This window comes from Shewanella sp. 10N.286.48.B5, assembly GCF_002874355.2.
GTDB lineage: Bacteria > Pseudomonadota > Gammaproteobacteria > Enterobacterales > Shewanellaceae > Shewanella.
Genome location: NZ_MCVG02000001.1, coordinates 2,351,937 through 2,365,409, shown reverse-complemented (window position 1 = coordinate 2,365,409; position 13,473 = coordinate 2,351,937). Strand labels below are relative to the sequence as shown.

General features: G+C 42.2%; 9 protein-coding genes. 8 read left to right on the top strand and 1 reads right to left on the bottom strand.

Annotated elements, in window-relative coordinates; genetic code table 11:
- The first annotated feature begins 148 nt into the window (after window positions 1–148).
- The 8 genes from BCU57_RS10130 to purF all read left to right on the top strand — a co-directional run bounded on the left by BCU57_RS10130 (window position 149) and on the right by purF (window position 11,007).
- The gene (locus BCU57_RS10130) at window positions 149–1,282 is read left to right on the top strand and encodes a 4-phosphoerythronate dehydrogenase (RefSeq protein WP_102437460.1); all 1,134 of its coding nucleotides are present in this window, start codon (window positions 149–151) and stop codon (window positions 1,280–1,282) included.
- 2 nt (window positions 1,283–1,284) lie between these two features.
- A complete protein-coding gene (locus BCU57_RS10125; RefSeq protein WP_102437458.1) occupies window positions 1,285–2,301 on the top strand; it encodes an aspartate-semialdehyde dehydrogenase in 1,017 nt (338 codons plus the stop codon).
- A gap of 197 nt (window positions 2,302–2,498) precedes the next feature.
- Window positions 2,499–5,900, top strand: coding sequence for a FimV/HubP family polar landmark protein (locus BCU57_RS10120; protein WP_102437456.1), 3,402 nt, complete (start codon window positions 2,499–2,501; stop codon window positions 5,898–5,900).
- Between the two features lie 143 nt (window positions 5,901–6,043).
- On the top strand, window positions 6,044–6,829 hold the full coding sequence (gene truA / locus BCU57_RS10115) for a tRNA pseudouridine(38-40) synthase TruA (RefSeq protein WP_102437454.1): 786 nt from the start codon (window positions 6,044–6,046) through the stop codon (window positions 6,827–6,829).
- A 90-nt stretch (window positions 6,830–6,919) separates the two neighbouring features.
- Entirely contained in the window at window positions 6,920–8,221 is a 1,302-nt protein-coding gene (folC, locus tag BCU57_RS10110) for a bifunctional tetrahydrofolate synthase/dihydrofolate synthase (RefSeq protein WP_102437452.1), read from the top strand.
- 4 nt (window positions 8,222–8,225) lie between these two features.
- The gene (locus BCU57_RS10105; protein ID WP_102437449.1) at window positions 8,226–8,852 is read left to right on the top strand and encodes an SPOR domain-containing protein; all 627 of its coding nucleotides are present in this window, start codon (window positions 8,226–8,228) and stop codon (window positions 8,850–8,852) included.
- Between the two features lie 115 nt (window positions 8,853–8,967).
- A complete protein-coding gene (locus BCU57_RS10100) occupies window positions 8,968–9,456 on the top strand; it encodes a CvpA family protein (RefSeq protein ID WP_076537127.1) in 489 nt (162 codons plus the stop codon).
- A 39-nt stretch (window positions 9,457–9,495) separates the two neighbouring features.
- The gene (gene purF / locus BCU57_RS10095) at window positions 9,496–11,007 is read left to right on the top strand and encodes an amidophosphoribosyltransferase (RefSeq protein ID WP_102437447.1); all 1,512 of its coding nucleotides are present in this window, start codon (window positions 9,496–9,498) and stop codon (window positions 11,005–11,007) included.
- A gap of 171 nt (window positions 11,008–11,178) precedes the next feature.
- Here purF and BCU57_RS10090 read toward each other — a convergent pair whose 3' ends face one another.
- The gene (locus BCU57_RS10090; protein WP_102437445.1) at window positions 11,179–13,128 is read right to left on the bottom strand and encodes a multiheme c-type cytochrome; all 1,950 of its coding nucleotides are present in this window, start codon (window positions 13,126–13,128) and stop codon (window positions 11,179–11,181) included.
- Window positions 13,129–13,473 lie beyond the last annotated feature (345 nt).

The following is a 13,473-nucleotide window of genomic DNA, read 5'->3' as shown; positions in this document are numbered from 1 at the left end:
TTTGACCTTTAAAGCAGATTAAAACTATTTTTACACATAGCTAATCAATGCGGCTCGAAAACAATATTTCTAATTCATTGATACCTATGCATTCTAATAACTTGATAGAATAAGCAGATAATCACAGTATTTATGGCTAATTACACTTATGAAAATCGTTGCCGATGAAAACATGCCTTATGTGGAAGCCTTATTTGGGCACCTAGGGACAATTGAGCGCGTAAATGGTCGCTCATTAGCACCAGAGCAACTGATTGATGTTGACGTGCTGCTAGTTCGTTCAGTTACTAAGGTCAATCAAGGCTTATTGTCTAAAGCAAACAAATTACTGTTTGTTGGCAGTGCCACCATAGGTACCGACCATATTGATTTAGCCTATCTTAAGCAGCGTAATATCCCGTTTACTAATGCCCCTGGATGCAATGCCACAGCGGTGGGCGAGTATGCTTTTATCGCCATGCTTGAATTGGCTAAACGCTTTAAGCAGCCAATAAAAAATAAAGTTGTTGGCATTGTCGGTGCGGGTAATACCGGTTCAGCATTAGAAAAGTGCCTAAACGCTTATGGCATGAAAGTACTGTTATGTGATCCTATTTTAGAAAAAAGTGCTGCGGATGAACGCCAGTTCGTGTCATTAGATACCATAATCGAGCAAGCCGACATCATCAGTTTACATGTGCCAATTACCAAAGAAGGCGCAGATAAAACCTGGTATTTATTCGATGAAGCTCGATTACTGCAGCTAAGAGAAAATACCTGGTTATTAAATTGCTGCAGAGGTGAGGTCATTGATAACCGAGCCTTGATAAAAGTTAAGCGTCTACGTGACGATTTAAAACTGGTTTTAGATGTATGGGAAGGTGAGCCACACCCAATGGCTGAGCTGGTGCCGTTAGCTGAATTTGCGACTCCTCACATTGCTGGATATAGCTTAGAAGGCAAAGCTCGGGGCACCTTTATGTTGTTTGAAAAATTGTGTGACATCCTAAAGTTGCCCCATGAGAAATCAGTATCGAGCCTGTTACCGTCATTTTTTATTAATCAATTATCCGTGGCAGAGCAACCGACAGAAAGTCAGTTACTTACCCTTGCTAGACAGGTTTATAACCTCAAAGATGATGACGAATTATTTAGAAAAACCTTTCTAAATCACAATGGCTTCGATCATATGAGAAAAAATCACACTCATCGACGTGAATTTAGTGCATTGTCGCTAGTCAACACGGGTGCTTGTAAGGTAAATTGGGTCTATAAATTAGGTTTTTCAGGAGTCGAGCGTTAATTATGTCACAGGAATTTAATGTTGTTGTTTTAGGTGCGTCGGGCGCAGTGGGTCAAACTATGATTGAGATCCTTGAAGAGCGAAACTTTCCGGTTGCAAACTTATACCCATTAGCCAGTAGCCGCAGTGCAGGTGAAACCGTTAGCTTTAATGGTAAACAAGTCGAAATTCTAGATGTGGATACGTTCGATTGGAGCACGGCTCAAATTGGATTCTTCTCCGCAGGTGGTGACGTCTCAGCTAAGTGGGCCCCGATTGCTGCAGAGCATGGCTGTGTGGTGATTGATAACACCTCACATTTTCGTTATGACATCGATGTGCCATTAGTGGTACCAGAAGTTAATCCGCAGGCCATCGCAGACTTCCGTAATCGTAATATCATTGCTAATCCTAACTGTTCAACCATTCAAATGTTAGTGGCGCTAAAGCCTATTTATGATGCATTTGGTATTTCACGTATTAACGTGGCAACTTACCAGTCTGTATCAGGTTCAGGTAAGCAAGCTATTGAAGAATTAGCGGGTCAGACGGCCAAACTACTTCAAGGTTTACCAGCTGAAAATAAAGTATACCCAAAGCAAATTGCTTTTAACGTATTACCGCAAATTGATGTGTTTATGGACAATGGTTACACCAAAGAAGAAATGAAAATGGTGTGGGAAACGCAAAAGATTTTTGGTGATCACGATATCGTGGTTAATCCAACAGCGGTGCGTGTTCCGGTTTTTTATGGTCACTCAGAAGCAGTGCACCTTGAAACTCGCCAACCTGTTGAAGCAGAAGAAGTAAAAGCCGTCCTACGTGATGCTGAAGGTATCGTGTTATTTGAAAATGATGAAGATTATCCAACGGTAGTGACAGACTCTGCAGGTACCGATCCAGTATTTGTTGGCCGTGTGAGAAAAGATATTTCTCATGATTACGGTATAAATTTATGGGTGACTGCCGATAACATCCGTAAAGGTGCTGCTTTAAACAGTGTTCAAATAGCCGAAGTCTTGATTAGAGATTATTATTAATACGATAATATCCCTATAAATAGAGCTATTTAGATTAAAAAGCCTGCAGCCTGCAGGCTTTTTTCATTTTAGCGTGGTTCACAGTAGCAGGGTAATTAAATCTGGTTTATAGTCTTATGAATACTAAAACTAATAAATACAATTGCCTAAAGCCAGTTGTCATGATGACAACCCCATAGCGCTCAAAGGAAAGATTGATGATTCTTCGTACTGCTTATTTTGTTGGCATAATGGCCTGTGCTTTGGCCGCTGTTTCTGCTTCTTCTACGGTTGAGCCTGTCCATGCTCAGACGCTAAAAATTACCGGCCCCAACGGCGAAGTCAATTCTATCGTTGCCCGTCAATATGGTCCTACAACTTCAGCCGACACTTTTTGGAGTATTGCGCAAAAGGTTAGGCCCAATCAAAATATCACCATATACCAAGTGATGGCGGCACTTTTTGATGCTAATCCCCATGCCTTTAGCAGTGATAATTATAATTCTTTAGAGCGGGGGATGACGCTGTTGGTCCCTTCTGCAGATGTGATGGCGCAAATCCCCAAAGCGGATGCCAAGCTTCGGGCTGAAGATAATGATAAACGCTTCGCGAATGCCAATATAACGGTCAAAGCGCCGCAAAAGCCTGCGGTAAGTGCTGGGCAAACGAGCGCAACTTCAGCTCAAAAACCGTTAGCCATCGTAGCTGAAAAAACACTTAAAAATACAGTCGAGGTTAACCAACCTCTCATTGATGAGTTAACCGTTAAACTCGAGAACGCACAAAGTAAAAGTTTATCTTTAACCGATGAATTGGCGCGTTCAGAAGATATGTTAATGATTAAGGACGCTGACAACGCTGCCTTAAAAGCGAAGATAAAAGAGCTGTCTTTGCAGCTTTCTGTCTCACAAGAAGAGTTACAATTACTTTCTGAAAAGCACACTGAACTTGAAGCGGCCTACGCGCTATTGGTTGCTGAAAATGCTAAGCCAACAGTCATTGAGCAGCCAACTAACTTTTGGCGGTCAATTGCTGACAACATGATATTGCTTGCCGTTATCGCGGCATTACCGCTTATTATAATCTTTCTGATTATTTTCTGGCTGATGCGCCGTAAAAATGAGCAGGATGAAAGCATCAATGAAACACCTCAAGCTGAAACTAGTTCAGAACCCTTAGCCGTTACGGATGATATTGACGATCTCAATGACTTAGCGATTCATTTAGATGAAGAAGACTCTACGGAAGATTTGCTTGATCTAGATATCACCAACGAAACGCAATTATCTTTAGATGGTGCTGATGATGTTGATATGTATATCGAAGATGAAAAGGCTAGCGAACAAATAGCTGAAGGCACCTCACTAGATGATTTGTGGTCTGAAGCCATGAATGAGCAAGAAGTCGAATTGGCGTCTATAGAAGACGAAGGAGACTATTTTGAAAGCTTACTTGACGGTCTTGATGAATCAGCAGAAGTTAAACAAACAGACGAAGAAGATTTAGACAGTTTACTTGCAGACTTTGATTTACCAGCAGAGGATACTACTGAAGTTGCACCAGAACTAAGCCAAACAGATACCCAAGATGACATTGACAGCTTACTGGCTGATTTTGATTTACCGACGGATAATGCTGGTGAAGTTGCTGCAGAAGCTGAAGCTGAATCTGAAGTCGCACCAGAACCAAGCCAAACAGATGTTCAAGATGACATCGACAGCTTACTGGCTGATTTTGATTTACCGACGAATAATGCTGGTGAAGTTGCTGCTGAAGCTGAATCTGAAGTCGCACCAGAACTAAGCCAAACAGATACCCAAGATGACATCGACAGCTTACTGGCAGATTTTGATTTACCGACGGATAATGCTGGTGAAGTTGCTGCAGAAGCTGAATTTGAAGTCGCACCAGAACCAAGCCAAACAGATACCCAAGATGATATCGACAGCTTACTGGCAGATTTTGATTTACCGGCAGATGAAGCTATAACCGAAGCAGGCAGTGAAGCAGACGGTGAATTAGATAGCGGATCTTTACAGCAAACGCCAGAAACAGATACTCAAGATGACATCGACAGCTTACTAGCTGACTTTGATTTAGCGCCTGAATCATCAAATGTTGTCGATACACAGGCTGATGAATCTGCCAATAGCGCAGTTGATGATTCAGTTGATGATATTGACGCCTTACTTGCATCCATCGACGTTACTGATGATGTTGAAGGGGCAGAAGATTTTTCTGCCGAAATTGCAGCTGAATTAGAAAGCGATGTTGCCACCACATTAGATGACAGCGAGAATCTTGATGAGTTACTGGCAACAGTCGATCCTGAAAAAGAGTTTACTCCGCTAGCCACTTCAGATGTCGATGTCGAGCAGCAATTAGCTTCTGAGCTAGCCCAAATTGAATCAGAGCTTGAAATTGATAGCGACAATAGCGATCTTGACTCACTCATTTCAGATTTAGAAACACAAACCGAGTTACCTCAACAGACAGCAGAGCCTGAAGAGTCATTTACTGGGGCAGATGATTTCGCCGCGCAAATTGCCGCCGAGCTTGAGCAGGAACAAGGCGAGCACGAACACGCCACCACATCGGATGCCGATTTAGATGCCTTGCTTGCTGACATGAATAATGAGCCAGAAGCCAGCCTTGCAGATACAGATACGCGCCAAGCCGAGCCACTCACATTTGCCTCTGGTGATGATGTCACTCTTGGCCTAGATGATGATCAGCACGATGATCCCCTCGTTAACCAGTTATTAGCGGCTGAGAAATCAACAGAGTCTAATAACGATAGCAATACAGATGCCGACGATCTTGATGCGTTATTGGCAGACTTTGATGTCGATAAGCTCGCCGAGGATGATGAACCGCCATTATTTTCAATCGATGAGTGTTCGGAGGACGAAAGAGGCTCTGAAGCTGAATTTGATAACATGCTGGCAGGCCTTTCAGCACTTGATGATGACTTAGCTGAAACTGATGCAGCTCCAGACACAGTCGCTGATAAAGACACTGACACTGACCATGACAGCAAGCTTAACGAAAACCCTGAATTTGAGCCAAAAGAGTCAGGCTTTTTTGATGATCTAAAATCAAAAAAAGCTGAGCCGGCCAAATTAGATTGGGAGTCAGAATTATTTAAACGAGCCTGCAACCAAGATGATGTTGATAGTGCAGATGAAGTTAATAGTGCAGATGATGGCAGTTATTCTCTTACTGAAGATAATTTAACTGTTGATGAAGCCCTTGCAGCCCTTGACGCTGAAGAAAAGCAATCAACACCATCTGAAGAGACTCTTAATACCTTTGAACAAGAAAACGGTTTCATCGATATTGACGTATTATTAAATGATGCCGATGAAATAGTTGAAGTAAGCGATCAGTACAAAGATGTTGAAGTGGATATGGGCGAAGTTAATGCCCTTATTGGCAATGCGGAAATGATTGATGTTGATGACGAAGAAAATTCAGTTAATGCCAAATTAGATCTGGCCCGTGCCTACATTGAGATTGAAGATGAAGATGCTGCCAAAGCATTACTCACTGAAGTCAAAATTGACGGTAATGAACGCCAACAAAGTGAAGCCTCAAAACTACTGAATGATATAAGCTAATCATAAAGTACATAAAACGGCGCAGTTAACTGCGCCGTTTTTGTATCAGGTATACAGACTCTGACAGTGGGTTGTGCTTTTGCATTACATCTTCAGTTAATTTGTTATAAAATGCGCGCACTTAAAATTAGAGGGTTTAATCAATGCGTGTGGCCTTAGGCGTCGAATACGATGGTAGTCAATATTTTGGTTGGCAAAGACAGAAAGAAGTTGATTCTGTGCAAGCGCAAATCGAAGCGGCGTTATCATCAATTGCCAATGAACCGATTGAAATTATCTGTGCGGGACGTACAGATTCTGGGGTACATGGAACAGGTCAAGTCATACATTTTGATACTCAAGCTAATCGAGCTATGTCAGCGTGGACATTAGGCGTTAATGCCAAGCTACCTGATAATATTGCAATCCGCTGGGCGAAAGAAGTGGATGAGACCTTCCATGCTCGCTTTTCAGCGACTGCACGTCGATATCGTTATATTATCAATAACAGTGAATTTAGACCGGGTATTTTAAATAAGGGTTTAACCCATTATCACTACCCACTGGATCACAATTTGATGCACCAAGGCGCGCAATTGTTTGTTGGTGAACATGACTTTACCAGCTTCAGAGCATTACAGTGCCAAGCCCATAGCCCGGTAAGAACCATTGAATTTGTTAATGTCACTCGTCAAGGAACATTCATTATTATCGATATTAAAGCCAATGCATTTTTGCATCATATGGTGCGTAATATTGTTGGCACCTTACTTGAAATCGGCCAGTCACATCAAAAAATTGAGTGGGTTAATGAACTTCTAGCATTAAAAGATAGAAAATTTGCCGCGCCGACATCAAAGCCCAATGGCTTATATCTGGTGGATGTGACTTACCCAGAGCACTACAACTTACCTAAGCCGCCAATGGGGCCGCTATTTATGCAAGATTAGACACTTAGCTGCTACTGATCGCTAAATAGTCGCATTTTTACTGTTTACGAAACAACAATGTGAGCATGGGACAAATTCAAAAGGGATACAATGAAGACAGATAATGACACGCAATTAACCGTTAAGCCTGCAAAAGACGCAAGCTTGTCCCAATGGTTAGATTATTTATTATCGATTCACCCCACTGAAATAGATATGGGCTTAACCCGAGTCACGGCCGTTGCTGAGCGTTTAAGTCTATTGTCCTTAGCTGACTCTAAAGTGATTACCGTTGCCGGAACCAATGGCAAAGGTACCACTTGCGCCATGCTTGAGGCGGTATTTTTGCAAGCCGGTAAAACGGTTGGGGTTTATAGCTCGCCGCACTTAGTTAACTTTAACGAGCGCGTAAGGCTTAATCATATTGACGTGACAGATGCGCAAATTATTGAAGCCTTTAGTGTCATTGAACATGCCCGCTCTGAGATCTCATTAAGCTTTTTTGAATTTGCCACCTTAACAGGATTATATATTTTCAAGCTGGCTAAACCTGAGATTATTTTACTGGAAGTGGGCTTAGGTGGTCGTTTAGATGCAACCAATATTATTGATGCCGATGTCAGTGTCATTACCTCGATTGATATTGATCATCAAGAGTATCTAGGTGATACCAGAGAGCTAGTCGGCCGTGAAAAGGCAGGAGTATTTAGAACTGAGCGTTTAGCGGTGATTGGCGAACCTGATTGCCCTAATTCCATAACCGAATATGCCCAAGCGATTAATGCGTATGCTTATAGTGTTAATAAAGACTTTAGCTATGTTATTGCAAATGACACTAGCACAGATAACCGCTCAACTTGGCACTATAGCAGTGCTAATCGCAGCATAGAGGCTATACCATTACCGAGATTACCTTTAGCCAATGCCGCCACTGCCATTGCTGTTATTGAGCAGGCTTTCCCACAACTCAGTGATAACGATATTAAACAGGGCATTGCCAATGCCAGTTTGTCAGGCCGCTTTGAGCAAGTACTAGAACAACCAAAAGTGTGGGTTGATGTAGCACATAATCCCCATGCTGCGAAATACCTTGCTACGCAACTGCAAGGCTTTAAGCCTGCGCGCATTATTGCCTTATGCGGTATGTTAAAAGATAAAGATGCCGCTGCAGTTTTAAAGGAGCTTGAAGACAGTATTGATGAATGGAACTTTGTATCATTACCGGTTGAGCGCGGAAATGATGCTAAAACATTAGCCAAGGAGTTAAATACAAGCTTGTCTGCATCACAATTTGACTCAATGGATTTGGCTTGGCGCAGTATTAAGTCAAATATAAATGCAGATGATGTAGTAATTGTTTTTGGCTCATTTTACACTGTGGCAGCGTTTAGTGAATTATTAAAAAAGGGATAAAGATTTGTCTGGTCAATTTCAAAACCGTTTAGTTGGCACCATAGTGATCGTTGCTCTTGGGGTTATATTTTTACCTGATTTATTAGACGGTAAAAAGCAGCGCCAAGTTGAAGAGTTTACAGAAATTCCTTTACGCCCAGTGATTACTGAGCAAGCAAGCGATCAAATTGGCGAGGGTTACACTCCTGAAACCTTTGAAGTTGAAGAGATTGCAGCAACCCAAGATTTAGCTCAAGTTTCAGAAAAAACCAGCACTACGCCAGCGACTAAAACTGACAGTGGAACAAAGTCAGTCACAAGTGCCAACACCGCAACCGCATTAACAGCAGTAACCTCAAAGCCTGAAACTGTTAAATCAGCCATAAAACAAGCTCAGCCCATCAAAGCGGGATTTACCTTGCAGTTGGGTGGTTTTAATAACGCTAAAAATGTTGAAGGCTTAGTTCAAAAGCTGCGCACTAATGGTTTTACCGCTTATACATTACCGACTAAACCGATTGATGGTTCTTTAACAAAAGTGTTTGTCGGCCCTGAACTCTCAGCAGATAAACTGAAAAGTTATCAACAAAAAATACAGAAAATAACCGGTCTTCAAGGCAAGATTGTGCAATACAATCCCCTAGAAAACTAACTATTCATCATTGTTTTTTTCAGCGCACAGTCAATTTATTCTGCTAGAGGTGTGAAACTTTTCAGTCTCTGTTAGAATCGCGCCGTCTTAACATCTATACCGGATCCCTCTCTCAATGGTTTGGATTGATTACGCTATTCTCATTATCATCGGCCTATCAACTGTTATCAGTTTGATACGTGGATTTGCCAAAGAAGCCATGTCGCTAGTGGTATGGTTCGCTGCTTTCTTTGTTGCTAGCCAATTTTATCAAGATCTCGCTGTTCACCTAACGCAGATGAATGACGAAATGCTTAGAAATGGCGTTGCAATTGCTATTTTATTTATCGCTACTCTCATTCTTGGTGCCTTAGTTAATTACATATTAGGCCAACTGGTGTCAAAAACCGGCTTGTCAGGCACAGACCGCGTATTAGGTTTGTGCTTTGGCGCGCTTCGCGGGGCGTTAATCGTCAGCGCAATATTATTTTTTCTGGATGCGTTTACCGGTGCTTCAAGTCAAGACTGGTGGACGGATTCAGAGCTTGTACCCCAATTTGGTGTGGTTATTCAGTGGTTTTTTGACTATCTGGAAAATACCTCCAGCTTTGTACCCAAAATATAAATATAAATATAAAACATCTTACAATGAGGAAGCTTACCCATGTGTGGTATCGTCGGAATAGTTGGTCTGTCATCGGTTAATCAAACCATTTATGATGCGTTGACCGTGCTTCAGCACCGTGGTCAAGATGCTGCAGGCATCGTGACCGTGGACAAAAATGCATTTCGTTTACGTAAGGCTAATGGACTCGTTAAAGACGTATTTGAAATCAAACACATGCAACGCCTTCAAGGTAATGCAGGTATTGGACACGTACGTTATCCAACAGCAGGCAGCTCGAGTGCCTCTGAAGCACAACCATTCTATGTTAACTCTCCATTTGGTATTTCCTTAGCCCATAACGGTAACTTGACGAATACAGTTGAGCTTGCTGAAGGACTGATCAAAAAGCGCCGTCATGTAAATACCACCTCAGATTCTGAAGTGTTATTAAACTTGCTTGCTGATGAGCTGCAAGAAACCCGCAGCTTAACCTTAAGCGCTGATGAAGTTTTTGATGCAATAGCGAAAGTTCATTCACAAACTCGCGGTGCTTATGCTGCTGCGGCGATGATTATTGGCCAAGGCTTAGTGGCATTTCGTGACCCATTTGGGATCCGTCCTTTAGTACTTGGTAAGAACGAAACCCCAACAGGTACCGAATACATGGTCGCCTCTGAATCAGTGGCACTTGATGCAGTTGGCTTTGAAGTGATGCGCGACGTTGCGCCAGGCGAAGCAGTTTATATTTCACTTGATGGTCAACTATTTACTCGCCAATGTGCGGTTGAGCCAAGCTATGCACCTTGTATTTTTGAATTCGTCTATTTCGCTCGTCCAGACTCGAGTATTGATAAAGTGTCTGTCTATGCCAGCCGTGTAAACATGGGGGCTAAATTAGGCGCAAAAATTCAAAAGGAATGGGAAGATTATGATATTGACGTGGTGATCCCAATTCCTGAAACCTCGTGTGATATCGCCCTAGAAATTGCTCGTGGAATGGACCTGCCATATCGCCAAGGTTTTGTTAAAAACCGCTATATTGGCCGTACTTTTATTATGCCGGGTCAGCAAGAGCGTAAGAAATCTGTTCGCCGTAAGCTAAACGCGATTAAAACTGAATTTACTGGTAAGAACGTATTGTTAGTTGACGACTCAATTGTTCGTGGTACCACCTCTGAGCAAATCATTGAAATGGCTCGTGAAGCTGGGGCTAAGAAAGTGTATTTTGCTTCAGCAGCACCTGAAATTCGCTTCCCGAATGTCTACGGTATTGATATGCCAACCACCAATGAGTTGATTGCTCATGGCCGTGATGCTGATGAAATCGCTAAAATCATCGGCGCTGATGGGATTATCTTCCAAGACTTATCAGACTTGGTTGAAGCCGTTGGAATGGAAAATCCAGAAATTAAGCGCTTTGAAACCTCAGTATTTGATGGTCATTACATCACTAACGATGTTGACCAGGCGTACTTGGATCACCTGACTCAACTGCGAAATGATGATGCCAAAGCCAATAATAAAGACATTGGTACTAACTTAGAAATGCATAACGTTTGTCATCCTTAAACGATACTTTCTAAGTAACTGATTAAAGCCAGCTAGCCGCTGGCTTTTTTGTTTTTCTTTTCCTTCAGTAATCGAAACTAGTACTACAGATAAAAAAATGCCTGAATCACTTCAGGCATTTTGCTCGGTTTATTGATGATGAATCAATCTCAGATTATTAATATAAAAATATTAGTAATTATGAGCTTCAGCTAGTCTTGCAGGGGAATGACATACAGAACATGATTCAGTGATAGGTGCAGGGTCAAATACGGCAAAGTCGCCACTTTCACCCGTGTGTATATCAGCTTCTGGCGTGATAGCCACATTGAAATCACCACCTTGTTGTATCATGTGATTTTTCGCAGCATCACCTGTATGACAAGTGGCACAGTTAGCAGAAATCGCCGTGATACCGTAAACACTGCTCTCATCCATACCGTTTAACACAACCGCTGGTGCTACATCTTCAAGGTCAATCATACCAGTGTGACAAGCTTGACAGTCTACCGGCATGTTTCTGTCGGTTGTTGGCATGTCATTTAGACCTCGGTCTTGCTTGTATGCTCCAAAGTGCATGTTGTGAACAAATGGTCCCCACGCCATCGCGTAGTCTCCTATGGTTCCATCATCCTGTGTTTTACCTGGAGCCCAGTTATAAGCAGAGTGACACTGAGTACAAGCATCACCACCTAAATCAAAACCACCTCGAGCAGAACCATGTCCATCCAAGCCCTCAGTGTGACAAGTTAGACACTTCATGCCATCAGAGCTAGTACGACGGACATCTTTGATGTTCGATACCGAGATAGGGGCATTAGCAGGGTATCCCCAACGGTGAGTATAGCTAATACGACCATCTACACCACCGACTAATACTTCACCTTCAACATAGGGTAATGCGTGGGTAATGATATAGGTTACTTCACCGTTTTCACCAGCAATAGGCGCTGTTTTTGCTCGAGCAACATGACCTTCATCGCGACCAGGAAGCATCGCTTCGCCGTTTCTCATCACAGTTGCCCAACCATTAGGGCTAGCGTCAGTGAGTGCGTTAATGTCAACAACTTTACCTTCACTGTCAGTGGCTTTAGTTGTTACTTCGATGGTCGCTTTATCTTCGCTACGAACAACAGATATAATTTCAAAGTTATAACGGTTTAATGCTTCATCACGATTTGCACCGTTTTCATGTTCATGTTGGAACGAATTGTGACAGGTTGCACAATCAAGGTCAGTAAAGTTACTGTGATTAACAGTTAAATCTTTATCTGCATCTTGTAAATCAGCATGACAGGTTGCACAGCCATTGAGTGACGCAGTAAATACCACATCGTCAACGTGACAAGTTGAACAACGGTATTTATCCATTGAATAACTTGTACTTAATGAAGCATGGCCAGAAGCCTGTATCACACCATCATCGTCATATTTATAACCATGACCCAGCATTGCCATGGTGTTTTCAGCCCAGCCGCCATCTTTTTGTTCAGTTTGAGTGTGACAAACTAGACATGCTTCAACAATAATAACTTCTTGGTCATTGTCGATTGCATGGTGATGTTGATGCCAACCCCAAGTTGCGTTGCTAGTAGCATCTTCAAATTCACCGTGACAGGCGACACATTTAGCATCGTCAGTGGTGCTAACTTGTGCATAATAATCGTTTTTGGTAAACATCACGCGTTTAGTACGTGGCATACCATTTTCGCCATTACCTGGTCGAATATAGCCAGTACCAATTGATTCAGATGTCGCAGCTTCATGTGGCATAGAAAGGTTATAAATACCCTCACCAGCGTGAGTTAGCGTACCCGGTGCGTTATCATCACCCGCAACCCAAGTCACATCAACAGTGTCAGCAAGTAAACCTGCTTCATTTTTGATGGTTGACATTAACTGGACTTTATCTAAATCTTCTACTGGAACCCCATCTTGGTTCTCCACCGAAAATTCAACATTCACGACACCCTCGGCATATTGCCATTCCATGACTTTTGCTACTGCTGATGTGGTCACTACTGGTGGCACCCAAGGTGCACCAGGTAGGCCATCGTTTCCATCTTTACCATCATTACAAGCACTCATCCCCAGTGCAGTAGCCACAAGTAAAGCAACACGACATTTGCTCATTAATTTCATCTCATACTCCAAAATGTTTTTCTTACCTCTTAATGGGTAATTGGAGCGTAATGTAAAGATTGCTTGGCAACTGTTGACTAGATCGCAAACTAGGGGTATTACTAGTTTAATTGTTTATATTCAATAGTTTGAATGCAAACCTCCTAGCTGAACATTCTGAATTAAAGCTTAATATCCCGATATGTTTTTGCATTAAGATCACAATTTAAAGTAAATTTGTATTAATTTTTTTTGGTTAAATTTAGCGCCTTATTAACGTGGTTTTTAATGCTTTGGCCTAGTGTTTTGAGTAGCAGCCCATCTTTCTAAGAAACCTGCCATTACATTAACAGTTGCACTTATTTT